This window comes from Amycolatopsis sp. NPDC049868, assembly GCF_044461365.1.
In the GTDB taxonomy this organism is placed as follows: domain Bacteria; phylum Actinomycetota; class Actinomycetes; order Mycobacteriales; family Pseudonocardiaceae; genus Amycolatopsis.
In genome coordinates, this window is the sequence record NZ_JBITKV010000002.1 from 88967 (window position 1) to 112162 (window position 23196).

Below are 23196 nucleotides of genomic sequence, written 5' to 3' on the forward strand. Positions count from 1 at the left end.
CGGATCACCTCGTGGCCCGAGGCGCCTGTGTCACCCTGGTGGCGCCCCCAAGCTTCTTGATCAGGACGGTCATCCCCGATGTCCAAGCTCATGTCTGTGCACCACCTGGCACTCACCGTGACCGATGTGGACCGGAGCGTGCCCTGGTACGCCCGTGTGCTCGAACTCGAGGAGTTCACGCGCCGCGAAGACCCGGAGACGGGACTGCGGAAGGTCGTGCTCAGGTCGCCGAGCGAAGGTTTCGCCGTGGTGCTCGTCGAGCATCAGGACACCGAGCGGCCGCGGTTCGACGAACGACGGACAGGTCTGGACCACGTGGCGTTCAAGGTCTCGTCGCGGTCGGAACTGGCCGAATGGGAAGCGCGGCTCTCGGAATACGGCGTCGTCCATTCGCCGTCGAAGGGATCGCGGACCCTGGAAGGCTCGTCGGTCATCGTGTTCCGTGACCCCGACGGGATCCAGCTGGAGATCTGGGCGGATCCCGAGGTTTAAGCAGTGCTCTCTTCGGGCTCCTCGGCTGGACGCCGCATCTCCTGGCGGTAGCGGATGAAGCCGTAGGCCGTGCCCACGACGAAGAACGCGATGCTGACCCACAAGGCCGCCGTCTTGACCCACGGCAGCTGGTCCAGGAGACCGGCGCCGTAGTAGCCGAGCAGCACCAACGTCGGCACCCAGAGCAGCCCGCCGAGCGCGGTCGCGAGGGCGAACCGCCGCGGATCCATCCGCGCGGTCCCCGCGATGAGCGGCGCCAGCGTGCGGATCCACGGGATCCAGCGCGCGGCGACGATGGCGAAGAAGCCCTTGCGATCCAGGAACGCCCTGGCGCGGTCGAGGTTGTGCCGGTTCAGTACTTTGCCGCCGCGGCGGGCGATCAGTTTCGTGCCCGTGCCCCGGCCGATGTAATAGCCCACCTGGTTGCCGAGGATCGCGACGAGCAGCGCGGCGGCCGAGAGCAGCCACGCGTTCAGGTCGGAGCCGTGCTGCGCGAGGACGACTCCGGCCGCGAACAGCAGGGAGTCGCCGGGCAGGAACAGCCCGATGATCAGCGCGCACTCCACGAAGATGAAGCTCAGCACGATCACCCAGACGAGCACCGGCCCGGCGGTGTCGAGCCAGCTCACCCCGATGCCCGCGGCCTCGGTGTACACCTCACTCACGACCCGAGCCTACGTGTACTCGGCGAACCGCACTTCACCGAACGGTGGAATCGTGGTGTCCGGACTGTCCCGGTCAAGCCTTCTCCGAGTGCTATGAACGGTCCGTTCCTTGCAAATTTCGCAAGGAACGGACCGTTCATAGCATTGGTGACTAGTGCTCCACGAGTTCGTCGAGCGCCTGGTCGTAGCTCAGCCGGACATCATGTTCGGCCTGGTCACCACCGAGCAGGTCCAGCCGGCTGGTCGCGGGCGGGTAGCCGCTGGCGATCACCGTGTAGGTCCCGGCGGGCAGGTCGCTGACCGTGTAGTTGCCCTCCGCGTCGGTCCTCGCCACGGCGGCGACGCCACCCGAGGAGTCGAGCACGGTGATCCGCGCGTCCGGCACCACCCGGTCCCCGTCGGTGCGGGCGACCCCGCTCAGCAGGATCGTGCTGACCAGTTCGATGTCGTGGCGCAGCATCCCGGAACCGGTGGCGGTCAGCGTCGCCGCGACCGGCCGGAACCAGCGGCCGCTGGCGACGATCGTGTACCGCCCGCCCACGATGCCGGGGAACGAGTAGACGCCGCTCTCGTTCGTGTGCGTCCTGGCCACCTGATTGCCGTTGTGGTCGATCAGGGTCAGCGCCGCACCCGCGACGTTCGTGGCGTCGTCCCGGCGGACGTGCCCGCTGATCTGCGCGGATCCGGCCCGATAGGCCCCGTTCCCGTTGGCCAGCGAGTGCTTGCCCGGCTCGACGGGCGCGGTCACCACGGTCTTCTCGGAAGCCGTTTCGGCAGGCGCGTCTTCCTCTTCGAGGAGTGCTTCGCCGCCTTCGAGCGCCGAAGCCGCCGAAGGAGCCGAGCCACCGAGCAGCGGGATCTCCTTCATGAACATCAGCACCAGCGTCGCCAGCAGCGCGACCGCGCCCGCCACGTAGAACACCGTGGTGATCGACTCGGTGAAGCCGATCAACACCGGGGTCTTGATGGCCTCGGGCAGGCTCGCGATACCGCTCGTGTTCGACTGGATGTCGCCCAGTGCCGCCGCGCCGGGTCCGGTGGGCGCGTTGCCGCCGAACGCCTTGGTGATGTTGCCCGGCAGGACGTTGAACAGGATCGTCAGGAACACCGCGACACCCGCGGTACCACCGATCTGCCGGAAGAACGTCGCCGACGCGGTCGAGACGCCCATGTCGCTGCGCGGGCCCGCGTTCTGCACCGCGATGATCAGCGTCTGCATGCAGGCACCGAGGCCGAGACCGATGATCGCGGCCGCGACCAGCGGGTGCCACAGCGCGCTGTTGTACTCGACCTGCGCGAAGAAGAACGCGCCCGCCGCGATCAGCAGCGTGCCGACCACCGGGAACACCTTGTAGCGGCCGGTCTTGCTGGTGATCTGGCCCGAGATGATCGAACCGCTCATGATGCCCGCCATCAGCGGGATCATCAGCAGACCCGATTCGGTCGGCGAGAACTCCTGAACCACCTGCATGTACTGCGGGATCATCATGATCGCGCCGAACATCGCGACACCGACGATGACGCCGCCGACGATCGCGACCGTGAAGGTCGAGTTCTTGAACAGCCGCAACGGGATCAGCGCCGCGTCCTTCATCAGCTTCTCGATGAAGATGAAGGCGATCACGCCGATGCCGCCGATGATGTAGCAGACGATCGCGTTCTGCGAGCCCCAGCCCCACTTGTTGCCCTGCTCGGCGACGATCAGGAACGGCACCACGGCGACGACGAGCGCGAGCCCGCCCCACCAGTCGATCTTGTGATCGTGGCGCTGGTGCGGCACGTTGAGCACCCGGGCCACCACGAACAGCGCGACGATCGCGATCGGCACGTTGATCAGGAACACCCAGCGCCAGCCGGCGATGTCGTAGCCGAAGACGCTGCCGAGCTTGTCGAAGTCGGCGAAGAAGCCGCCGAGCACCGGGCCGAGCACGGTGGAGATACCGAACACGGCGAGGAAGTAGCCCTGGTAGCGGGCGCGTTCCCGCGGCGGCACGATGTCGCCCATGATCGTCATCGCCAGCGACATCAGACCGCCGGCGCCGAGGCCCTGGATCGCGCGGAACGCCGCCAGCTCGTACATCGACGTCGCGAACGCCGAGGCGATCGAGCCGACCAGGAAGATCGAGATCGCCGCGATGTAGAACGGCTTGCGCCCGTAGATGTCGGACAGCTTGCCGTAGATCGGCGTGACGATCGTCGAGGTGATCAGGTAGGCCGTGGTGATCCAGGCCTGCAGGTCGAACCCGTTGAGGTCGTTCGCGATCCGGACGATCGAGGTGCCCACGATCGTCTGGTCGAGCGCGGCGAGGAACATGCCCGACATCAGGCCGATCAGGATCGTGACGATCTGACGGTGACTGAGCCGGGGACCATCTTCGTGGATGGCTGGCGGACTTTCTACGGTGGAACTCATTGCTTCAGGCCCCCTTGGCCTTCGACGCCGACGCGGGGTCGGCGAACTGTGGAGATGTTTTTTCGAGGTCGTCGTTCAGCCGGTGGAACAGCGAGTTGAGGGTCTTCCGGTCGTCGTCGGACCAGTCGCCGAGCACCTCGGCGAGCCACTGGTTCCGCTGCTTGCGGTTCTCCTCGAACACCCGGAGCCCTTCGGCGGTCGGTGCGAGCAGGCAGGCGCGGCCGTCTTCGGGGTCGGCCAGGCGTTCGACCAGCCCGTGCTGGACGAGGGAGCTCGACTGCCTGCTGATGGTCGAGATCTCGGAGTGCAGGAACTCGGCGAGTTTGCTGGTCCGCTGGGGGCCGACGTGGATGAGGCAGAAGAGGATCGCGTACGCGGCCCGCTCGATGCCGTCCGGTCCCTGCTTGGACACCTGGGACTTGGCCCGGTTGACCAGGCGCACGAGCCGCACGAGCTCATGCCCGAGGGTGTCGGCCAGATCGAGGTCGGACTTCGACCTGGTGCCGGGTGTCGTGGGTGTCATGGTGGTCTCTCTCGCCGGTTGCTTGGTCACTGCAACTAGTTGTCTAGAGCAAGGATGTTCCTCTCAAAGGGGGTTCGCAAGAAGAAAGCGGCGTTGTGTGTCGGATAACACTTTAGTTGCCGCATGCAAGCACATTTATTCGTGCATGTTTGTCCGGTTCGCCCTGAGCTGCACTTTTGCTTTGATGGAGTCATGACCGACTCCGCGCTCTACGCGATCCTCGCCGGCCGAAACTTCGGCACCCTCGCCACCATCAAGCGTGACGGGCGGCCCCAGCTGTCGACCGTCAACTACCTCTACGACGCGGACGCCGGCGCGATCCTGATCTCGATCACCGCGCCGCGGGCCAAGACCAAGAACCTCCAGCGCGACCCGCGGGCGACCTTCCATGTTTCGACCGAGAGCGGCGATGGCTACGTCGTCGTCGAGGGGCCGGCGGTACTCACGCCGACCGCCGCTTCGCGTGACGACGCGACCGTCGACGCGCTCGTGGACCACTACCGGCGGGCGCGGGGTGAGCATCCGGACTGGGACGAGTTCCGCGACGCCATGGTCGCCGACCAGCGGGTGCTGCTGACCATCCCGATCGAGCGCGTCTACGGGATCCAGATGTGAGTCAGCGCTGGATGCGGGCCTTGATCTCGTCGAGCCGGTCGAGCAGCGGGGTCGCGTCGTCCCGGCCGAGCGCCGCCCGCAGGTAGAGACCGTCGCCCACCAGGATGACCAGTTCGGCGGTCAGCGGGTCGTCGACGTGCTCGCTGATCAGGTCGTGGACCTTCTGGTTGTAGACCTGCACGACCTCGGAGACCCGGGGCTCGTTGAGCATGATCCGGATCGTCGCCATGGTCGTGCGGTGCAGTGCCTTCTGCTGGGTGACGTCGGTGATCGCCGTCCGCAGATACCAGGAAACGACACCTTCGGGCGCCTTCCGTGCCTCTTCGAGATCCGCTTCCGAAAGCGTGGCGAGACGTTCCATCAGGCCGTCGACCAGGGCTTCCTTGGAGCCGAAGTGGTAGAGAAGGCCGCCCTTCGACACCCCGGCGTGTGCGGCGACGGCGTCGAGGGTGACCCCGCCGGGGCCTTGCTCGATGAGGATCTCCTCGTACGAGTCGAGGATGCGTTCCTTCGCGGTGGGCTTCGCCATATCAGTTGACTATACCGTCTGGACGGTTTACTTTCGAACGAGGCGGTAACTGTACCGTCCAGACGGTTTAGCTTAAGGAGAGTGCGCCATGGCGGGGCGCAAGCAGTGGTGGGCGTTGGCGGTACTGGTGCTTCCGGTGCTGCTGATCAGCGTGGACATGACGGTGCTCGGGTTCGCGCTGCCGTTCCTGTCCGAGGATCTGGCGCCCACCGGTGCGGAGCAGTTGTGGATCGTCGACATCTACTCGTTCATGCTGGCGGGGCTGCTGGTCCTGATGGGCACGCTCGGCGACCGCATCGGCCGTCGCAAGCTGCTGCTCATGGGCGCCGCGGCGTTCGGTGCCGCGTCGGTGCTCGCGGCCTTCTCGACCAGCGCGTTCATGCTGATCGTCGCCAGGGCGCTGCTCGGTGTCGGTGGCGCGACGCTGATGCCGTCGACGCTGTCGCTGATCCGCAGCATCTTCGTCGACGCCAAACAGCGCCGGATCGCGATCGCGGTGTGGAGTGCCGGGTTCTCCGGCGGGATGGCGCTCGGGCCGGTGCTCGGCGGCTGGCTGCTGGAGCACTTCTGGTGGGGCTCGGTATTCCTCATCAACGTCCCGGTGATGCTGGTGCTGCTGGTCGTCGGACCGTTCGTGCTGCCGGAGGCGCGTGACCCGAAGCCGGGCCGCTTCGACCCGCTGTCGGCGCTGCTGTCGCTGGCCGCGATGCTGCCGGTGGTCTACGGCATCAAGCTGGTCGCCGAACACGGTTTCACCTTGAAGGCCGCGGTCAGCGTCCTGATCGGGCTCGGGCTCGGCGTCGTGTTCGTCCGCAGGCAGAACCGCCTCGACGAGCCGATGCTCGACCTGAAGCTGTTCTCGAACCGGGCCTTCAGCGGCTCCGTCGTGACGAACATGCTCGGCGTGTTCGCCATGGTCGGCCTGCTGTTCCTGGTGCCGCAGTACCTGCAGCTGGTGCTCGGGCTGAGCCCGGTCGTCGCCGCGCTGTGGATGCTGCCGGCGACGGTCGCCGGTATCGCCGGAGCGCTCCTCGCGGCTTGGCTCGCGAAGCGGATCCGGGTCTCCCTGCTGGTCAGCGGTGGTCTCTTGGTCGCGGCGGTCGGCTTCCTCGCCTTGACCCAGGTGTCGTCCGGCGGCGGGCTCGCGTACGTCGTGGTGGCGTTCACGCTGCTCGGGGGCGGTGTCGCCCTGTCGGAGACCCTGACGAACGACCTGGTCATTTCGGCCGCTCCGGCCGAACGGGCCGGCGCCGCTTCGGCGATCTCCGAGACCGGCTTCGAGCTGGGTGGCGCGCTCGGCACGGCCATCCTCGGCAGTGTCGCGACCGCGGTCTACCGGTCCGGTCTGCCGGAGGGGACGGCCGAGTCCGCCAGGGACACGCTGGGCGGCGCGGTCGCGACCGCGCAGCAGCTCGACCCCGCCGCGGGACAGGCGCTCCTGGAATCGGCTCGCGAGGCCTTCACCCAGGGGATGCACGTGACCGCATGGGCAGGTGTCGCCGTGCTCGTCTATACAGGTGTTCAAGCCTTTGTTCTGCTAGATCGGAAAAAAAATTCCGCAGTGCGGAGCTGATCCGGCCTACGATGAGGGAATGAACAACCATGGCCTGGTCACCCGCCTCCGCGAGCAGCTCGGCGACGCCGCGGTGCTCACCGACACCGACGTCACGGACGCCTACTCGCGCGACATGATGCCGCTGGCGGCCAGCGGCAAACCGCTCGCGGTGGTCCTGCCGTCCGACGTGGAAGGTGTGCAGGCCGTGGTCAAGGCCTGTGCGGAGTTCGAGGTGCCGATCGTGCCCCGCGGCGCCGGCAGTGGTCTGTCCGGCGCCGCGAACGCGATCGACGGCTGTGTCGTGCTGGTGCTGACGAAGCTCGACCAGATCGTCGAGATCGACGAAGGCAACCGGCTCGCCGTCGTGCAGCCCGGCGTGGTGAACCTCGATTTCCGCAACGCGGTGGAGAAGCACGGCCTGTTCTATCCGCCGGACCCGTCGAGCTACGACTGGTGCACCATCGGCGGGAACCTGTCCACCAACGCCGGTGGACTGTGCTGCGTGAAGTACGGCGTCACCACGGATTCCGTGCTGGGACTGGAAGTCGTGCTCGCCGACGGCTCGGTGCTGAAGACCGGGCGCCGCACGGTGAAGGGCGTCGCCGGCTACGACCTCGCCCGGCTCTTCGTCGGCAGTGAGGGCACGCTCGGCGTGATCACCCAGGCGACCGTCGCGCTGAAACCGTTGCCGCAGCTGCCTTCCACCCTCGTCGCCGCCTTCAACAGCACGGAGGCCGCGGGTGAGGCCGTCGCGCGGGTCGTGCGTGAGGGCCTGGTGCCGTCGCTGATGGAGATCATGGACGCGACGTCGATCAAGGCCGCCGAGGCCTACCTCAAGACCGACCTCGGCACGAGCTCGGAGTGCAAAGCCTTGCTGCTCGCGCAATCCGACTCCGGCGGCGAGGTCGCGCGGCGGGAACTCGCCGTGCTGGAACAGATCTGCGTCGACTGCGGCGCGGATCTGGCCTATGCCACCGAGGATCTCGAAGAGGGCAAGATGCTGCTGCAGGCGCGGCGGGTCGTGCTCACCGCGCTGGAGATGTACGGCGTCTGGCTGACCGACGACGTCTGCGTGCCGCGCACACGGATCGCCGAACTGATCGCCGGCTGCGAGCGGATCAGCGAAGAGGTGGGACTGCGGATCGCCGTCGTCGGCCACGCCGGTGACGGCAACATGCACCCGACGATCGTCTACGCGCCCGACTCCGAGGAGGAGTTCGCCCGCGCGCGGGTCGCTTTCGACGCGATCCTCGACGTGGCCCTGTCGCTGGGCGGGACGGTCACCGGCGAACACGGCATCGGCCGGATCAAACGCGAGTGGCTGGCCAAGGAGATCGGTGAGGTCGGCATCCGCGTGCACCGGCAGATCAAGCAGGCGCTGGACCCGGGGAACCTCTTCAACCCGGGCTCGATGTTCTCCCTCTGAACGCCGGGGTGCGGGAATCGTCCGCTCGGCGTGACGAGTTGCTCGCCCCGGGCGAGACTCCGGCAACCGTGTCGCGAAAGTGGCTTTCGGGACATAACACGTCGCGAAAGTGGCTTTCGCGACACGGCTCGACCATGAGCACGCGGGGAACCACCGCGGTTTGGTGGGGCTGTGACGTTCTGAACGAGAGTTCGCCCTCTGAACGCCATGAAAGGTCCTTTCCTTGCGAAATTTGCAAGGAAAGGACCTTTCATGGCACGTCCGGAAGCGGGGTCAGTCGCGGATGCGCGGGATCTGCTGCGTCGCGTCCATGTCCGCGACCGGGGCGGCGGCTTCGTGCTTCTTCTCGCGGCGTGCCTTGAGGTACTCGATCACGATCGGTACCACCGAAACCAGCACGATCAGGATGAAGATCGCGTCCACGTTGTCGCGGATGAACGCGACGCCGCCCAGCACGTGGCCGAGCGCGGTGATCCCGGCGGCCCACAGGATGCCGCCGATGACGGTGTAGGTGAAGTACTTCTTCGGGTCCATCTTGCCGATACCGGCGATCCAGGTGATGAACGTCCGCACGAACGGCACGAACCGCGCCAGCACGACCGCCTTCGGCCCGTGCTTCTCCAGGAAGGCGTGGGTCTGGTCCACGTACTTCTGGTTGAAGAACTTCGAATCCGGCTTGCGGAACAGCCAGGGGCCGACCTTCCAGCCGAGGCCGTAACCGACCGCGTTGCCGAGCAGCGCGGCGACGGTGACCAGGACGCACACCAGCCACAGCGGCGCCTCGATCGAACCGTTCGCGATGAACAGGCCCGCGGTGAAGAGAAGTGAGTCACCGGGCAGCACCGGGAAGATGCTGCTCTCGATGAAGATGATCAGGCAGAGCACGGTGATGACCGGAACGGTCAGCCCGCTCAGCAGGTGCTGCGGGTCCAGCCACTCCGGCAGGAGGCCCATCGTCGTCACGTTGTTCTGCGCCAGGATCACACCAAAACGGTACAGGGTGACGCAGAGTGCGTTGACCCGGCGGGAAGACGCCGCTCAGATCAGGGTGAGCAGCCCGATCACCGAACCGGCGGCGAGCCCCAGCAACACGGCCAGCAGCAACACCCAGTACGCGGGCAGCGGCGCGCTGCCGGGCGAAGGCGACGGCGGCGGTGCCGGACGCTCCGCCAGCCTGGCCGTTTCCGCGTCCTCCAGCGCGACGCGTTCTCGTTCGAGCGAGTCCGCGCCGGCACCGGACAGCAGGCCGTACTGCAGCGGCAGTTCGTGTTCCCCGGCGGAACTGAGATTACGCTCGGTGTCCGTTTCGGCCGGTTTGTCGGAGGTCGTCTCGGAGAGCCGCTCCGCCGAAGGGGCGAAGACGGCCTGAGCGCGCAGGGCGTCGGCTAGGAGTTTCTCCGGGTCCTTGGGCTCGCTCATCCGGGACTCCTTTCGCCGCTACCCGTCGCTGACCGACACACCGCCTTCGACCGCGCCGCTGAGCGGGGCCGTGGCGCTCAATGTAGCCGCAGCGCCGTCTTCGACCCACTCGCCCTGACGAAGCACCTTGACCGGTCGCAGGTCGCGGTCGAGCACGACGAGGTCGGCCGCGAGCCCGGCCCGCAGCGAGCCGGTCCGGTCGGCGATGCCGAGCAGTTCGGCGGGGCGCCCGGAGGTCGCGCGGACCGCGTCGAGCAGGTCGATACCCGCGCCGCGCACGAGGTTGCGGAAGGCCGCGTCCATGGTCAGCGTGCTGCCGGCCAGCGAACCGTTCCCGGCCAGGGTGGCGACACCGTCGCGGACGTCGACCTCGAGGCGGCCGAGGATGTAGCTGCCGTCGGCGGCGTCGGTGGCCGACATGGCGTCGGTGATGAGCACCGTCCGGCCCTTGCCCGCGTGGTGCGCGGCCAGCCGCAGCACGGTGGGGTGCACGTGGACGAGGTCGCAGATCAGCTCGACGGTGATGCGCTCGTCGTCGAGGAGGGCGCCGATCGGGCCCGGCTCGCGATGGTGGAGCGGGCGCATGGCGTTGAAGAGGTGCGTCGCGACGGAGGCGCCCGCGTCGATCGCGGGGATGATCTGGTCCTCGACGCCGTCGGTGTGCCCGATGGCGGCGATGACCCCCGATTCGGCCAGTTGCCGGACGGCCTTGATCCCGCCGTGCAGTTCGGGGGCGAGGGTGACCATCCGGATGTCGCCGCGGCCCGCGCCGAGCAGCGCGTTGACCGTCGCCGTGTCCGGCTCGATCAGCGTCGCCGGGTCGTGCGCCCCGCATCGCGCCTTCGAGATGAAGGGGCCTTCAAGGTGAATTCCGGCAAGTTCACCCTCTTGGACCAGCTCACGCAGGGCCGCGATCTGGTCCTTGAGCACCGGGATGGGGTCCGAGACCAGACTGCCGAGCATGGTCGTGGTCCCGTGCCGCCGATGCGCGCGGACCGCGCGGAACAGCTCCTCGGGGTTCGCGCTGGAGAACGATCCGCCCCCACCGCCGTGGCAGTGGGTGTCGACGAAGCCCGGCACGACCAGGCACCCGTCGACCTCGACGCGATCGATGTCCGGGGGTGTCCCGGAACCGACTTGGACGATCTTGCCGCCGGCGATAGCCAGCCAGCCGTCGTCGAGTACACGGTCCGGGGCGACGACCCGGCCGCCCACGATCACGAAATCTCCGGCGCCTCTCACGCCCCCCAGCATATATTGGTCTGGACCAAGCATGGCGGCACAACCCAGCGGTCGAGATGAAGGCCGGGCATCAGTTCGGTGACTGCATCGCTTTCTGCAGTGCTTCGAGTGCCCGGCTGGCGGTTGACTTAACGGTACCTTTCGAAATCCCGGCGGCCTCGGAGATTTCGGCCTCACTCAGCCCACCGTAGTAACGGAGGACCAGAACCTCGCGCTGGCGAGGGGGCAGTTTGGACAAAGCGCTCACAACGGCCTGATGTTCACTCGACAGCATGGCGAGGCTTTCCGCCGAACGCGCGTTGACGGCGTGCGGCGCGACGTACTCGCGCGCGGTCTTGCGGCGGCGCAGCACGCTGCGTGAGCCGTTGACCACGGCGGTGCGCAGGTATCCGACGGCCGCGGCGGCGTCGCGCAGGCGTCCCCAGTTGCGGTGCAGCCCGGTGAAGGCCTCCTGGACGACGTCTTCGGCGGTCGCCGGTTCGTCCACGAGCAGGATGGCCAGCCGCACGAGCCGCATCCGGTGCTGGCGATAGAGATCCTCAAGGGTCAGCGGTGCCGCAGGCGGCGGTGGCGTGACCGGTCCGTCCATGGTGCGCAGGTGGCCGAGGGTCGCCTCGACACTGCGTTCCGCATTGCCCTCGAGCATGTACCCCTACCTGTTCATTTACCCCTTTGAAGCACAACCTGTGCATGGCGCTCGATCAGCGTATCGGGTGGGGCGTGAGTCCTGCCTGGTCGGATCCTGAGAAGCTGGGTGGCGTCTGTCGGAACGACCTTGGAGATGTCGATGGCCTGGTTCCTGGTGGAGATCACGTACGTGCAGGAGAAGCTGGCGGACGTGCGTCCCCGGCACCGGAAGTTCCTCTCCGACCTCGCCGACCAGGGCGTCGTCGCGCTCGGCGGCCCGCTGGGCGACGGCTCCGGCGGTATCTCGATGTACCAGGCGGCCGACGAGGCGGCGCTGCTGGAGATCATCGACCAGGACCCGTACCACCTCGAAGGTGTCGTGGCGGAGCGGACCGTGCGCGAGTTCAAGCCGGTGATCGGCGCCTGGATCCCGAAGGAAGCCTGACGGCTCAGAGATCAAGGGTGACCGGCTCGCGTTCGACGCAGACCCGGACGCGGTCGCCGGTCACCGTCGGCAGTTCGCACGTCCCGCAGAACCCTTGGCGGCACGAATAAGCGATGCCGGGCACGGTTTCGCGCAGGACGTCGAGCGTCGTCCGGTCGGCCGGCACGTCCAGTGTCACGCCGCTGCGGGCGAGTTCGACGCGGAACGGCTTGCCGCCGACGATCGGCGGTGTCGAGAACCGTTCGAAGAACACCGGTCCCGCACCGCGCAGCGCCGCGTCCGTCCGGACGCTCACGATCATCGGAACCGGGCCACAGCAGTAGATCGGCGCGCCTGCCGGTGCCCCTTCGAGCAATTCCGCGCCGGAGGCCGGGATTCCGTAGTCCGTGTCCGGCCGGATCCACACCCGGTCCCCAAATTCGGACAATTCCTCCAGGAACGGCATCGAAGCCTCGTCGCGACCGGTGTAGACCAGTCGCCAGTCCGCGCCGGAAGCGGCCGCCCGCCGCACCATCGGCAGGATCGGCGTGATCCCGATACCGCCCGCGATGAACAGATAAGCCGGGCTCGCGACGAACGGGAAGGCGTTGCGCGGGCCGCGCGCGGTGATCCGCGCGCCCTTCTTCAACGCGTGCATCGCCGCCGATCCCTCGCCGAGCAACCGGACTCCGACGCGGTAGGCCGAGCGGTCGTCCGGGTCGCCGCACAGGGAGTACTGACGGACCAGTCCCGGCCGCGGCGCGAGATCGATGTGCGCGCCGGGCCGCCACCGGGGCAGCGGCCCGCCGTGTTCGTGCACCAGCCGAAGGACGGCGACGCCGTCCGCCTGGGCGCGGAGGTCGTCGACGACCAGCGGGAGGTCACGGTCGACGGCGACCACAGGCGGACGGCGACGGCCGCTCACCCCGCTGAGCCTGCGGTACAGCGCGACGACACCGGTCAGCGACGCCATCGCGCGGTCGGTGCGCCCGCTGCCGTCGAGCCGTAGCGGCCGCGGCGGCGTCTTCATCGGGGTTCGTCGGCGGCCAACGCGGCCGGGGAGTTCGCGAGGTACGCGACGGCCTGATCCGTGTTGCCGGTTTCGGTGGGGTGATAAGACTTCCGGAAGTACGGCCGGATTTCGCGCCGCAACTGCCTGCCCGAGGGCAGCAGGCCGAGCTTCGCCACGCGTAGATAGGTCCGGAACCTCGTCTTGCCGGGCCGGGTCGGGTCGTTCTTCATGAGGAACCTGGTGCCCCGCAAGAAGACCCACGCGAGCACCGGCGTCACCACGAGCATGCTGCGCACGCGGCGCGCGTAGCGGCCGTCGAGGTGCATGAACAGATCGAAGGCGACCGAGCGGTGCTCGACCTCTTCGGCGCCGTGCCAGCGCAGGAGATCCAGCATCGTCGGATCGGCGCCGGCCTTGTCGAGTGCTTCGGCGTCGAGGATCCACTGGCCGAGGAACGCCGTGTAGTGCTCGATCGCGGCGATGACGGCGAGCCGTTCGATGAGCCACTCTTCGCGCCGCTTGGCGGAAAGCTCACGGTCGCCGAGCAGGCGGCGGAACATCCACTCCATCTGCGCGATGTACGGCCGCACGTGGACGCCCGCGGCTTCGAGGTGTTCCGCGGCACCGTCGTGTGCTTCGGCGTGCATGGCCTCCTGGCCGATGAAGCCGAGGACGTCCTCCTTGAGCCGCTCGTCGCGGATCAGCGGCACGGCCTGCTTGAACACCTCGACGAACCAGCGCTCACCCTCCGGCAGCGCCAGGTGCAGCACGTTGATCGTGTGCGTCGCCTGCGGTTCGCCGGGGATCCAGTGCATCGGCAGCGACGCCCAGTCGAACTCGACGTCGCGGGCGTGCAGGACGATCTGCTCGTGGTCGGTCACGACGACCTCCCGCTGAGTTCGTAGTCGCTCGCGTCGACCTTGCGGGTGTCGAGCCAGTAACGCCAGGTGAAGCCGGGCCAGATCGTCCGGTTGACGCCCTTCGCGTCGAGGTACCAGCTCTTGCAACCGCCCTGGGTCCACACACCCTTGACGAGCTTGTCCTGGATCTCGCGCTGGAACTTCTCCTGCACGCCGGGGCGGACGTCGAGCGCGGCGGCGCCACGCGAGTCGGCGAGCTTGATCGCGTCGACGACGTACCGCGCCTGCGACTCGATCATGAAGACCACGGAGTTGTGGCCCAGCGCGGTGTTCGGGCCGAGGAGGAAGAACAGGTTGGGGAAACCGGCGACGCTGATGCCCTTGTGCGTGTGCATCCCCTCGGCCGCCCATTCCTTGGCGAGGTCGCGGCCGTCGATCCCGGTGATGTCCAGGTATTCCAAGGCATCCGTGACCTTGAAGCCGGTGCCGTAGATGATCGCGTCGACTTCGTGCTCGACGCCGTTCCCGTCGACGACACCGTGCGCCTTGACCTCACGCACGCCCTCGGTGTTGACGTCCACATTGGACCGATTCAGCGCCGGGTAGTAGTCGTTGGAGATCAGCACCCGCTTGCAGCCCATGGTGTAGTCCGGGGTGACCTTCTTGCGCAGCTTCGGATCCTTGATGGCCTTGCCGATATGGCGCTTCGCGATCACCTCGCCGGCCTTCATGATCGCGGGGTGACCGTTGAAGCCGACGGCGCGCACTTCGAGGAACCAGTACAGCGCGTTGCGGTAAAGCCGTTGCACACCGGGGATCCGGCGGAACGCGGTCTTGGCCCAGCCGGGCATCGCGTGGTCGGGCTTCGGCATGATCCACGGCGGCGTCCGCTGGAACAGGGTCAGCTCGTCGACCTCGGGGGCGATCTGCGGCACGAACTGGATCGCGCTCGCGCCGGTGCCGACCACGGCGACCTTCTTGCCGCGCAGGTCGTACTCGTGGTTCCACTGCGCCGAATGCCAGGTCTGGCCCTTGAACTTCTCGATCCCGGGCAGCTGGGGCACCTGCGGGATGTGCAGGCCGCCCACACCCGAGACCAGGAACTGGGCTTCGAACTCACCCGACTTGGTGTGCACGTGCCAGCGGCGCTTGGTGTCGTCCCAGGTGGCTCCGGTGAGCTCGACACCGAACCGGATCTTGCGGCGCAGCCGGTATTTGTCGGTGACGTCCTTGAGGTACTGGAAGATCTCGGGGGCGGGCGAGAACGACCGTGACCAGTCCGGGTTCTGCTCGTACGAGAACGAGTACATATGGGACTGCACGTCGCAGGCGCAGCCGGGGTACGAGTTGTCGCGCCACGTACCGCCGACTTCGTCCGCCTTCTCCAGGATCACGTAGTCGGATATCCCGGCCTTTTCGAGCTGGATGGCCTGGCCGAGCCCGGAGAATCCGGTGCCCACGATCACGACCTTGAATCGCTCGGTCATCTGCGCCCTCCACGTCGAGGCTTTCTTGCGCAGATGACGTTACCTGAAGTAACAGTTACTTGCTAGTACTACCTACCCATCAGTACGTACCGCCGAGCTTCGTGTGGTCCCAGCTCACGATCTTGGTGGGCCGGAAGATCAGCCCGATCCGCTTCGGGGCCTGCTTGCCGATGAAGCCGGAGAGCTCGTCGGGTACCGGGTCCCCGGGCTTCGCGCCCGCGTATCGCTGCATGAGGCTGATACCCATCTGGGTGACCGCGGCCGTATCGGTGACGACCTCGACGTCGGCTTCGAGGGAGACCCCGCGCAGCTTCTCGTAGCTCTCGCCGTCCTCGATGAGCACGGTGGCGCGGGGGTCTCGCTCCAGGTTCTTCGCCTTCTGCGACGTGCCGTAGGTCCAGGTCGCGACGCCGGACTCGTGCGGGTAGTACCAGAGGGGCGCCAGATGCGGGCGGCCGTTCGGGCCGATCGTCGCGACGTTGATGACCTTCTGCTCGTCGAGGTAGGCGGCGAGTTCGTCAGGTGACATGCGGATCTGGTCGCGACGGGACATACGTTGTCAGCCCTTTCGTGTGGCGGCCCGGCCTGCCTGGCCGGTCACTGAAGATTCGTACGCCCCGCGCTCCTTGATGTCCATGAGCGCGGCGGCGTCGGCCTTCTTGATCCGGCCCTTCGCGCCGATCTCGATGATCGGCGGCAGGAACGCGCGGATCAGCTTCAGCCCGCCGACCCAGCGGGGCACGTGCACGGTGCGGGCGCGTTTGTTGACCCCGGCCTGGAGGTGGTCGAGGGCGACCGACAGCGGGTAGGTCTTGCCGAGCAGGCCGGGCATACCGGCGCGGAGCTTGCCGAAGACGGGGTGCTGGTCGGCGCTCTCGACGAGGTCGGTGCGGATCCAGGTGGGGTGCGCGACGCCGACCTTCACGCCGAGGTGGGCGACTTCGGCCCGGAAGCTGTTGCAGAACGCCTCGACGCCCGCCTTCGCGGCGGCGTAGTTGGCCATGCCGGGCGCGTGGGTGATCGCGGCCAGCGAGGAGATCGCCAGCAGGTAGCCCTTGCGGTCGATGACATGCGGAAGGGTGACGCGGAAGGTGCGCCAAACGCCCAGGAGGTCGACCTCGATGACCTTCTCGAAGGCGGCCGGATCCACCGACCGGACGAAACCGGAGGTCGCGATGCCGGCGTTCGCGATGACGATGTCGATCCCGCCGAAGTGCTCGACGACGCCCGCGGTGGCGCGTTCGAGGTCGTCCCAGCTGGTGACGTCGGCTTCCCAGGCATGTGCGGTGGGCCCGATCTTGTCGGCGACCGCCTGCTGTTCCTTGGCTTCGATGCCGACCAAGGCGACCTTCGCGCCCTGCGCGGCCAGGCGCTCGGCGAGCCCCGCGCCGATGCCCCTCGCGGCGCCGGTGATCAGGACGACCTTGCCGTTCACGCTGTTCTTGGCCACGTTGCCTCCTCGTCCGAGCCCTACGGCTTTCGGACGGTACCTCAACCTACCCGGAGTAAGCTACCCGCAAGTAAGTCCGCGTTCCGCCCTCTCGATGCGGTAGTTCGTGGTGCCAACTACAGCATTCAGAGGACGAAACGCGGGGGTGGTCAGCGCGAGGCGGCGGTGAGGGCGCCGACCTCTTCGGCGGTCAGCGCGAGGTCGGCGGCGGGCAGGAGGTCGTTCAGCTGCTCGACCGAGCGGGCGCTCGCGATGGGCGCGGTGACGGTGGGCTGGGCGAACAGCCAGGCGAGCGACACCGCGGCGACCGGGACGCCGCGCGAGGCCGCGATCCCGTCGAGCGCCGCGAGCACCCGCTCACCCCGTTCGTCCAAATAGGACGAAGCGCGGGCGGCGCGCGGGCTGTCCCCGATATCGTCCTTCGACCGGTACTTTCCGGCGAGGAAACCCTTGGCCAGCGAGAAATACGGCAGCGTGGTCAGGCCTTCCCGCTCGACCGTCGGTGCCAGGTCCTGCTCGTAGTCCCGCTCGACGAGGTTGTAGTGCGGCTGCAGCGCGACGTACTTCGCCAGCCCCTCGCGGTCCGAAATGGACAGTGCTTCGCTCAGTCGTTCGGCGGAGTAGTTCGACGCCGCGACGTAGCGCACCTTGCCCGCGCGCACGAGCGCGTCGAAGGCCCGCAGCGTCTCCTCGATCGGGGTGTCCGGATCGTCGATGTGCGCGTAGTAGAGGTCGATGTGATCGGTCCGGAGCCGTCGTAGCGAGTCTTCGGCCGCCGCCGCGATGTTCGCCGCCGACAGCCCCTTGCGCTGGTCCCACATGCCGGTCTTGGTCGCGATGACGACGTCGTCGCGGCGGCCGCGTTCGGTCAGCCAGTCGCCGATGATCGTCTCGGAACCGCCACCCGAATAGAGGTCGGCGGTGTCGATGAAGTTGCCGCCCGCCGCCGTGTAGGCGTCGAGGACGGCGAAGGACTGCTCCTTGTCCGCGGTCCAGCCGAAGACGTTGCCGCCGAGGTTGATCCCATGGACGTCGAGGTCGGTATTCCCGAGTTTCGCCATGGTTCGAACATAAGGGAAGACATCGCACGCCTGTGGTGTTGGCTCGGAACATGGGAATCGAACTCGGCAGGATCGGCATCTGGCAGCTCGAAGGCGTGCTCACCCCGGAGCTCGCGCGTGAGGTGGAGGAACTCGGTTACGGCGCCATATGGATCGGCGGCTCACCGTCGGGCGACCTCGTCAAGGCGGAGGAACTCCTCGACGCCACGAAGACGATCAAGGTCGCCACCGGCATCGTCAACATCTGGAAGGACGACGCGGCCACGGTCGCCGAGTCGTACAAGCGGATCGAAGCGAAGCACCCGGGCCGCTTCCTGCTCGGCATCGGTGCCGGGCACCGGGAGCACACCGCCGAGTTCAAGAAGCCGTACGCGGCGCTGGTCGAGTACCTCGACGTTCTCGACGCCGCCGGGGTGCCCGTCGAAAACCGCGTTCTCGCCGCCCTCGGCCCGAAGGTGATCAAACTCGCAGGAGACCGCACGGCGGGAGCCCACCCGTACCTGATGACGCCCGAGCACACCCGCCAGGCACGCGAGATCCTCGGCGAAGGACCGCTGCTCGCGCCCGAGCAGAAGGTCGTCCTCGAGGCCGATCCGGTGAAGGCCCGCGAGATCGGGCGGCCGAGCGTCAAGTTCTACCTCGGCCTCGTCAACTACACGAACTCCCTGCGGAAACTCGGTTTCACCGACGAAGACCTGGCAGGCGAGGGCAGCGACAAGCTGGTCGACGCGCTGGCGGTCCACGGCGACGCCGAGACGGTCGCCCGCGGCGTCACCGCGCATATCGAAGCCGGGGCGGACCACGTCAACATCCAGGTACTGAACTCCGACCCCCTGCCGGTCTATCGGGCGCTCGCCGCGGTACTCCTCTGACGCGACGGCTGTAGGCACCTCCCGGCCGACCTCGTACGATGCGGCCGAGAGGTGCACCAGCCTGCTTCGAGGAGGAGTAAACGATGCCCATCGCCACCCCCGAGGTCTACGCGGAGATGCTCGACCGGGCGAAGGCGAACGAATTCGCCTACCCGGCCATCAACGTGACCTCGTCGGAGACCCTGAACGCCGCCATCCGCGGGTTCGCCGAGGCGGAGAGCGACGGGATCATCCAGTTCTCCACCGGCGGCGCGGAGTTCGCGTCCGGCCAGAAGGTCAAGGACATGGTGACCGGTTCGGTCGCGCTGGCCGAGTTCGCCCAGGTCGTCGCCGCCAAGTACGACGTGAACGTCGCGCTGCACACCGACCACTGCCCGAAGGACAAGCTCGACGGCTTCGTCCGCCCGCTGATCGAGATCTCCGCGGAGCGGGTCAAGAACGGCCAGAACCCGCTGTTCCAGAGCCACATGTGGGACGGTTCCGCGATCGACCTCGACGAGAACCTCGAGATCGCGCAGGAGCTGCTCGCCAAGGCCGCGGCCGCGAACATCATCCTCGAGGTCGAGATCGGCGTCGTCGGCGGCGAGGAAGACGGCGTCGAAGCCGAGATCAACGAGAAGCTGTACACCGCCGAGGGCGACTTCCTGAAGACGATCGACGCGCTCGGCTCCGGCGAGAACGGCCGCTACCTGCTGGCCGCGACCTTCGGCAACGTGCACGGCGTCTACAAGCCCGGCAACGTGAAGCTGCGCCCGGACGTGCTCAAGGGCGGCCAGGAGGCGGCGTCGAAGAAGCTCGGCCTCCCGGCCGGTTCGAAGCCGTTCGAGCTGGTCTTCCACGGTGGTTCGGGCTCGCTGCCCGAGGAGATCCGCGAGGCGGTGTCCTACGGCGTCGTGAAGATGAACGTCGACACCGACACGCAGTACGCCTTCACCCGGCCCATCGCGGACCACTTCTTCAAGAACTACGACGGCGTCCTGAAGATCGACGGCGAGGTCGGCAACAAGAAGGTCTACGACCCGCGTAGCTACCTGAAGGCCGCCGAGGCCGCCATGGCCACGCGCGTCGTCGAGGCGGCCCAGTCGCTGGGGTCGGCCGGCAAGAAGCTCTGACCTTCCCGCATTTAGTCCTCTGAATGCGGAAGTACGTGAAGGCCCCCTTCACTGCGCTAGACGCAGTGAAGGGGGCCTTCACGTACTTGGAGCCTCAGGCGGCGCGTGCGCGACGCTTCTCCAGCACCGAGTTCATCGCCCGCGTCCCCGGCCCGGCGGCGGCCCACAGCACGCCGACCCCGGCCAGGCAGACCACGGCCGTCCAGTAGGCCACCGGCGGCGCCGACTCCGTGTGCGCGTCGCCGAGGATCCACGGCCGGAACTGCGACTGCACCCACAGCATCCCGTAGCCGAAAGCGGTCACCAGCAGCGCGCCCGCGCCCGCCGTCAGCATCGGATGCCCCCGGCCGATGCGGAACGCCAGGTCGACGGCGAGACCGACGGCCAGCAGATAGAACGGCACGACCGAGACCGGGAAGCCCATCCCGAGCAGCAGCGGCCACATCACCAGCCGGTACGCGAGGTACGCGGCGGCGACCGTCGTGCCCGCCCAGCGGAAGCCGGTCGTGTGCCGCGCCAGCGCGAAGATCAGCGCCATCACGCCGATACCCCACAGCGGGTACACCCAGTCGTCGATCGGCATCGTGAAGTACTCGACGGCCACCCGGTCGACCGGATGCCCGATCTGGTCGGCGGCGAAGTTCAGCAGCTCGGGTTCGGCCTCGGGCGTGCCGCGCTCCCAGGCGCGCAGGCCGAGGATGCCGTACTCCTGCTGACCGTTCGGGAAGAACGTGTTCTCCAGGAAGAAGGCCCACAGTCCGATCAGGACACCGGTGCGCAGGCGGCCGGGCTTGGCGTACTTGAGCCAGCCCATGATCACGCCGGCCTGCATGATGCCCGTTCCGATGTAGAGCATCATGTGCGACGGGCTCCACGCGGTCAGGTCGAGACCGTTGACGCGGTGGTTGATGACGTCCAGCGGCGCCGCGATGAGGAACACCACGAGCCCGATCTGCATCAGCCGCAGCGAACGCCGGTCGGCGCCCATGCCGGTGTAACTGTGGATCGCCACCAGCACCATGATGATCACCGTGCCGACGGTGTTGATCAGATGCGGCGGGGCGAGGTCGTCGCGCAGCCACATGAAATGCCACGACATGTCCCAGGACGAGCCCACCAGTTTGAAGGCGAACGCGGCCAGCCACATCGAGTAGCAGAACTTCAGCACCCAGTCCGGCGTCGCCTGTCCCGGCGCGCCGCGGTGCCAATGGAGTTTGAAGAACAGCCTCGTCTTCGCGATCGGGCTGCGGGGGATGACACCCGGCGAAAGGTCCCCGGTCACTTCTGTCGCCTTTGTCATGCGGGTCATCTTCCCTGCTCCAGATCACGGGATGGGCATTTGGGGTCGAAAATCGGGGTTCACCCGTAGGGGTGGTGGATTTGCGATCGGCGTGCGAAGCAGGGCAAGGTGTGCCGCCATGATGCCGAAACGACTTGTCGCGGCGGTCCTCGTCGCCGCTCTGGTGCTGGCCGGTGGGGGCATTCTCGGGAGCCTGTTCTTCTAGTCACAGCGCTGCTGATCGCGCGCTGACGAAAGCTCGCCGAAGGGGCGCCGTTCTCCGACGATGGTCGCGTGATCCGAGATGCGCCCCTTCATCGAACTTTCGTGGCCTTCGGCCGACAGAGGGCGCGCGATGTGAAGTCTCCGTCGGGCGCGGGGCGCCCTTGGGGAGACGGGTCGGCACAATGGCCCGTATGACGAACCTCCTCGGCCCCCAGCCGACGCATCTCCCCGAGCACACCGCCGCGCAGGCGGCGCTGGACGCCGGGACCGATCCGGCCGCCGTCGCCGCCGAGCACCCTGACTACAGCGAGGCTTGGGCCGCCCTCGCCGAGAAGGCGCTCGACGCCGGCGAGACCGTCGCCGCGTACGCGTACGCCCGCACCGGCTACCACCGCGGCCTCGACCAGCTTCGCCGCGCGGGTTGGAAGGGACACGGGCCGGTGCCGTGGTCGCACCGCCCGAACCAGGGTTTCCTGCGTGCCCTCGCCGTCCTCGGCAAGGCCGCCGGCAAGATCGGCGAGACCGAGGAGCACGACCGCTGCAAGACCTTCCTGAGCGACTCGGACCCCGCCGCCGCGGAAGCCACCGGCCTCAAGTAGCGCGCTATGAACGGTCCGTTCCTTGCGAAATTTGCAAGGAACGGACCGTTCATAGCACCAGGTGACCCCTAGAACAGCCCGCAGTTCCCGAAGGCCGGCAGCCCCGCGAAGCGTCCCTCAAGCCAAGCGAAAGCCTCCGGGAAGGCCCGGATCGCTCCGCCGACGTGCGTCGGGACCAGCGAAGTCGAGAACTGCACCTTCGCGCCCTTCTCGCACCAAGAGCGCGCCATGGTCCGCCCCTGCGCGTAGGGGACGATGTCGTCGAGAGCACTGTGGACGACCAACGTCGGCACGCCCGGCTTACGAGCACCGATGAGCTGCTCGCCGACTCGCGTCTTGTACGGCTCTTCGCCGAGATACGCGGTCAGCGGCCTGCCGTCCTTCGTCAGGTCCTTCGACTGCGTGAACGCGTGCGCGAAGATCGCGTCCACAGTGCACTCCTGCTTGACCTTCTCGAACGCTTCGGCGCCCTTCGCGTTCAGCAGGGACGGGATGTTCAGCTCCGGGTACGCCGCGTCCATGCTGACCAGCGTGAATCCGAGGAAGCCGAAGGCGTAGTGCCCGTCGATGTTCTTGCCGACTTCGGCCAGGTCGGCCGGGACGGCGCCCGCGTACGAGCCCTTCAGCTTGAGTTCGGGCGCGTACGACGGCTGCAGTTCGGCGGCCGACGCCGACGCTCCGCCGCCCTGCGAGTAACCCGCGGTCGCGACCGGACCGTTGTCCGGCAGGTTCGCTTCGGGCAGGCGCTGCGCCGCGCGGATCGAGTCGAGGACGGCGTTGCCCTCGGCGACGCGGTTGACGTACGTGTGGACGCCGGGAGTGCCGAGGCCTTCGTAGTCGGTGACGACGACGCCGTAGCCGCGAAGCAGCAGCCCGGCGATGAAGGGGCCTTCGTACTCCATGCCCGCCGAGAGGGCTTTCGAGGGCGCACACTGGTCGCCGACGCCCTGAGTCCCGGCCGCGTACCCGACGACCGGCCGCTCGCCCGCGCCGGTCCACGGCTTCTTCGGGGTCAGGACGGTGCCGGTCACGGCGTTGGCCTGGCCATGGGTGTCGGTGCTGCGGTACATGATCCGCTGGACGTCCGCGTCGGCCTTGACGAGTTTCACGGGATCGACGTAGAAGGTGGACGGCTCGTGCCGGATGATGTCGCCGGGAGCACCCGCGGGCAGCGGCGACGGGGGATCGTAGAAGGACGGGGCGGCGCCGGCCTGCTGTGCCCCGAAGGTCAGCAAGGCCGCGATGGTGGCCGCTGAGACGGCGGCGGACACTCCGCGCCGGGATCCTGGACGCATGTCTGCTCCTCGTT

General features: G+C 67.7%; 24 protein-coding genes. 8 read left to right on the forward strand and 16 right to left on the reverse strand.

Going from position 1 to position 23196, the window contains the following annotated elements:
* The first annotated feature begins 78 nt into the window (after positions 1-78).
* Complete coding sequence (locus ACIBTM_RS08465; protein ID WP_016338116.1) at positions 79-492, forward strand: VOC family protein; 414 nt, start codon at positions 79-81, stop codon at positions 490-492.
* Here ACIBTM_RS08465 and ACIBTM_RS08470 read toward each other — a convergent pair.
* The 3 genes from ACIBTM_RS08470 to ACIBTM_RS08480 all read right to left on the reverse strand — a co-directional run bounded on the left by ACIBTM_RS08470 (position 489) and on the right by ACIBTM_RS08480 (position 4093).
* Positions 489-1157 carry a DedA family protein gene (locus ACIBTM_RS08470; protein WP_395875895.1) on the reverse strand — a complete coding sequence of 223 codons (669 nt, stop codon included), beginning with the start codon at positions 1155-1157 and terminating at the stop codon, positions 489-491. The genes ACIBTM_RS08465 and ACIBTM_RS08470 overlap by 4 nt on opposite strands.
* 151 nt (positions 1158-1308) lie before the next feature.
* On the reverse strand, positions 1309-3570 hold the full coding sequence (locus tag ACIBTM_RS08475; RefSeq protein WP_395875896.1) for an MFS transporter: 2262 nt from the start codon (positions 3568-3570) through the stop codon (positions 1309-1311).
* A 4-nt stretch (positions 3571-3574) separates the two neighbouring features.
* On the reverse strand, positions 3575-4093 hold the full coding sequence (locus ACIBTM_RS08480; protein WP_037336196.1) for a MarR family winged helix-turn-helix transcriptional regulator: 519 nt from the start codon (positions 4091-4093) through the stop codon (positions 3575-3577).
* 192 nt (positions 4094-4285) lie between these two features.
* Here ACIBTM_RS08480 and ACIBTM_RS08485 point away from each other — a divergent pair, with 192 nt between their 5' ends.
* The gene (locus ACIBTM_RS08485; protein WP_395875897.1) at positions 4286-4708 is read left to right on the forward strand and encodes a PPOX class F420-dependent oxidoreductase; all 423 of its coding nucleotides are present in this window, start codon (positions 4286-4288) and stop codon (positions 4706-4708) included.
* A 1-nt stretch (position 4709) separates the two neighbouring features.
* Here the strand turns inward: ACIBTM_RS08485 and ACIBTM_RS08490 are convergent, their stop codons facing one another.
* Positions 4710-5237 carry a TetR/AcrR family transcriptional regulator gene (locus ACIBTM_RS08490; RefSeq protein WP_395875898.1) on the reverse strand — a complete coding sequence of 176 codons (528 nt, stop codon included), beginning with the start codon at positions 5235-5237 and terminating at the stop codon, positions 4710-4712.
* 88 nt (positions 5238-5325) lie between these two features.
* Here ACIBTM_RS08490 and ACIBTM_RS08495 point away from each other — a divergent pair, with 88 nt between their 5' ends.
* Together ACIBTM_RS08495 and ACIBTM_RS08500 are read left to right on the forward strand one after the other, a co-directional pair.
* A complete protein-coding gene (locus ACIBTM_RS08495) occupies positions 5326-6810 on the forward strand; it encodes an MFS transporter (protein ID WP_395875899.1) in 1485 nt (494 codons plus the stop codon).
* Positions 6811-6829: 19 nt separating this feature from the next.
* Positions 6830-8218, forward strand: coding sequence for an FAD-binding oxidoreductase (locus ACIBTM_RS08500; protein ID WP_395875900.1), 1389 nt, complete (start codon positions 6830-6832; stop codon positions 8216-8218).
* A gap of 273 nt (positions 8219-8491) precedes the next feature.
* On the opposite strand, the gene ACIBTM_RS08505 is transcribed toward ACIBTM_RS08500, so the two are convergent.
* The 4 genes from ACIBTM_RS08505 to ACIBTM_RS08520 all read right to left on the reverse strand — a co-directional run bounded on the left by ACIBTM_RS08505 (position 8492) and on the right by ACIBTM_RS08520 (position 11525).
* A complete protein-coding gene (locus ACIBTM_RS08505; RefSeq protein ID WP_395875901.1) occupies positions 8492-9202 on the reverse strand; it encodes a DedA family protein in 711 nt (236 codons plus the stop codon).
* A 54-nt stretch (positions 9203-9256) separates the two neighbouring features.
* On the reverse strand, positions 9257-9637 hold the full coding sequence (locus ACIBTM_RS08510) for a hypothetical protein (protein ID WP_395875902.1): 381 nt from the start codon (positions 9635-9637) through the stop codon (positions 9257-9259).
* An 18-nt stretch (positions 9638-9655) separates the two neighbouring features.
* Positions 9656-10858 carry an N-acetylglucosamine-6-phosphate deacetylase gene (gene nagA / locus ACIBTM_RS08515; RefSeq protein ID WP_395876762.1) on the reverse strand — a complete coding sequence of 401 codons (1203 nt, stop codon included), beginning with the start codon at positions 10856-10858 and terminating at the stop codon, positions 9656-9658.
* 91 nt (positions 10859-10949) lie between these two features.
* Positions 10950-11525 carry a SigE family RNA polymerase sigma factor gene (locus ACIBTM_RS08520; RefSeq protein WP_007032484.1) on the reverse strand — a complete coding sequence of 192 codons (576 nt, stop codon included), beginning with the start codon at positions 11523-11525 and terminating at the stop codon, positions 10950-10952.
* Between the two features lie 141 nt (positions 11526-11666).
* On the opposite strand from ACIBTM_RS08520, the gene ACIBTM_RS08525 reads away from it, so the two are divergent.
* Positions 11667-11951: a YciI family protein gene (locus tag ACIBTM_RS08525; RefSeq protein WP_395875903.1), complete on the forward strand. Its 285-nt coding sequence runs from the start codon at positions 11667-11669 to the stop codon at positions 11949-11951.
* Positions 11952-11955: 4 nt separating this feature from the next.
* Here ACIBTM_RS08525 and ACIBTM_RS08530 read toward each other — a convergent pair whose 3' ends face one another.
* The 6 genes from ACIBTM_RS08530 to ACIBTM_RS08555 form a co-directional block, all read right to left on the reverse strand.
* On the reverse strand, positions 11956-12960 hold the full coding sequence (locus tag ACIBTM_RS08530) for a PDR/VanB family oxidoreductase (protein WP_395875904.1): 1005 nt from the start codon (positions 12958-12960) through the stop codon (positions 11956-11958).
* Positions 12957-13823, reverse strand: coding sequence for a metal-dependent hydrolase (locus ACIBTM_RS08535; RefSeq protein ID WP_395875905.1), 867 nt, complete (start codon positions 13821-13823; stop codon positions 12957-12959). Before ACIBTM_RS08535 ends, ACIBTM_RS08530 begins: the two co-directional genes overlap by 4 nt.
* Positions 13820-15289: a flavin-containing monooxygenase gene (locus tag ACIBTM_RS08540; protein ID WP_395875906.1), complete on the reverse strand. Its 1470-nt coding sequence runs from the start codon at positions 15287-15289 to the stop codon at positions 13820-13822. The genes ACIBTM_RS08535 and ACIBTM_RS08540 overlap by 4 nt, the downstream gene beginning before the upstream one ends.
* A gap of 79 nt (positions 15290-15368) precedes the next feature.
* Positions 15369-15842: a pyridoxamine 5'-phosphate oxidase family protein gene (locus ACIBTM_RS08545; RefSeq protein WP_395875907.1), complete on the reverse strand. Its 474-nt coding sequence runs from the start codon at positions 15840-15842 to the stop codon at positions 15369-15371.
* Positions 15843-15848: 6 nt separating this feature from the next.
* Positions 15849-16739, reverse strand: a complete 891-nt coding sequence (locus tag ACIBTM_RS08550) for an SDR family oxidoreductase (RefSeq protein WP_395875908.1) — start codon at positions 16737-16739, stop codon at positions 15849-15851.
* A 149-nt stretch (positions 16740-16888) separates the two neighbouring features.
* Positions 16889-17800, reverse strand: coding sequence for an aldo/keto reductase (locus ACIBTM_RS08555; RefSeq protein ID WP_395875909.1), 912 nt, complete (start codon positions 17798-17800; stop codon positions 16889-16891).
* A gap of 50 nt (positions 17801-17850) precedes the next feature.
* Between ACIBTM_RS08555 and ACIBTM_RS08560 the strand changes: the two genes are divergently transcribed.
* Together ACIBTM_RS08560 and fbaA are read left to right on the forward strand one after the other, a co-directional pair.
* Positions 17851-18672: an LLM class F420-dependent oxidoreductase gene (locus tag ACIBTM_RS08560; RefSeq protein WP_395875910.1), complete on the forward strand. Its 822-nt coding sequence runs from the start codon at positions 17851-17853 to the stop codon at positions 18670-18672.
* A gap of 83 nt (positions 18673-18755) precedes the next feature.
* The gene (gene fbaA, locus ACIBTM_RS08565) at positions 18756-19784 is read left to right on the forward strand and encodes a class II fructose-bisphosphate aldolase (RefSeq protein WP_395875911.1); all 1029 of its coding nucleotides are present in this window, start codon (positions 18756-18758) and stop codon (positions 19782-19784) included.
* Between the two features lie 94 nt (positions 19785-19878).
* Here fbaA and ACIBTM_RS08570 read toward each other — a convergent pair whose 3' ends face one another.
* On the reverse strand, positions 19879-21084 hold the full coding sequence (locus tag ACIBTM_RS08570) for a hypothetical protein (protein ID WP_395875912.1): 1206 nt from the start codon (positions 21082-21084) through the stop codon (positions 19879-19881).
* A 395-nt stretch (positions 21085-21479) separates the two neighbouring features.
* Between ACIBTM_RS08570 and ACIBTM_RS08575 the strand changes: the two genes are divergently transcribed.
* Complete coding sequence (locus tag ACIBTM_RS08575; RefSeq protein ID WP_395875913.1) at positions 21480-21887, forward strand: DUF3151 domain-containing protein; 408 nt, start codon at positions 21480-21482, stop codon at positions 21885-21887.
* Between the two features lie 68 nt (positions 21888-21955).
* Here the strand turns inward: ACIBTM_RS08575 and ACIBTM_RS08580 are convergent, their stop codons facing one another.
* Positions 21956-23182, reverse strand: a complete 1227-nt coding sequence (locus tag ACIBTM_RS08580) for a lipase family protein (RefSeq protein WP_395875914.1) — start codon at positions 23180-23182, stop codon at positions 21956-21958.
* Positions 23183-23196: the final 14 nt, after the last annotated feature.

Coding starts and splice junctions, on each gene's coding strand:
- ACIBTM_RS08465 (WP_016338116.1), top strand. CDS start 79: ATGTCCAAGCTCATGTCTGTGCACCACCTGGCACTCACCGTGACCGAT.
- ACIBTM_RS08475 (WP_395875896.1), bottom strand. CDS start 3,570: ATGAGTTCCACCGTAGAAAGTCCGCCAGCCATCCACGAAGATGGTCCC.
- ACIBTM_RS08480 (WP_037336196.1), bottom strand. CDS start 4,093: ATGACACCCACGACACCCGGCACCAGGTCGAAGTCCGACCTCGATCTG.
- ACIBTM_RS08485 (WP_395875897.1), top strand. CDS start 4,286: ATGACCGACTCCGCGCTCTACGCGATCCTCGCCGGCCGAAACTTCGGC.
- ACIBTM_RS08490 (WP_395875898.1), bottom strand. CDS start 5,237: ATGGCGAAGCCCACCGCGAAGGAACGCATCCTCGACTCGTACGAGGAG.
- ACIBTM_RS08495 (WP_395875899.1), top strand. CDS start 5,326: ATGGCGGGGCGCAAGCAGTGGTGGGCGTTGGCGGTACTGGTGCTTCCG.
- ACIBTM_RS08500 (WP_395875900.1), top strand. CDS start 6,830: ATGAACAACCATGGCCTGGTCACCCGCCTCCGCGAGCAGCTCGGCGAC.
- ACIBTM_RS08510 (WP_395875902.1), bottom strand. CDS start 9,637: ATGAGCGAGCCCAAGGACCCGGAGAAACTCCTAGCCGACGCCCTGCGC.
- ACIBTM_RS08520 (WP_007032484.1), bottom strand. CDS start 11,525: ATGCTCGAGGGCAATGCGGAACGCAGTGTCGAGGCGACCCTCGGCCAC.
- ACIBTM_RS08525 (WP_395875903.1), top strand. CDS start 11,667: ATGGCCTGGTTCCTGGTGGAGATCACGTACGTGCAGGAGAAGCTGGCG.
- ACIBTM_RS08530 (WP_395875904.1), bottom strand. CDS start 12,960: ATGAAGACGCCGCCGCGGCCGCTACGGCTCGACGGCAGCGGGCGCACC.
- ACIBTM_RS08540 (WP_395875906.1), bottom strand. CDS start 15,289: ATGACCGAGCGATTCAAGGTCGTGATCGTGGGCACCGGATTCTCCGGG.
- ACIBTM_RS08545 (WP_395875907.1), bottom strand. CDS start 15,842: ATGTCCCGTCGCGACCAGATCCGCATGTCACCTGACGAACTCGCCGCC.
- ACIBTM_RS08555 (WP_395875909.1), bottom strand. CDS start 17,800: ATGGCGAAACTCGGGAATACCGACCTCGACGTCCATGGGATCAACCTC.
- ACIBTM_RS08560 (WP_395875910.1), top strand. CDS start 17,851: ATGGGAATCGAACTCGGCAGGATCGGCATCTGGCAGCTCGAAGGCGTG.
- fbaA (WP_395875911.1), top strand. CDS start 18,756: ATGCCCATCGCCACCCCCGAGGTCTACGCGGAGATGCTCGACCGGGCG.
- ACIBTM_RS08570 (WP_395875912.1), bottom strand. CDS start 21,084: ATGACAAAGGCGACAGAAGTGACCGGGGACCTTTCGCCGGGTGTCATC.
- ACIBTM_RS08575 (WP_395875913.1), top strand. CDS start 21,480: ATGACGAACCTCCTCGGCCCCCAGCCGACGCATCTCCCCGAGCACACC.
- ACIBTM_RS08580 (WP_395875914.1), bottom strand. CDS start 23,182: ATGCGTCCAGGATCCCGGCGCGGAGTGTCCGCCGCCGTCTCAGCGGCC.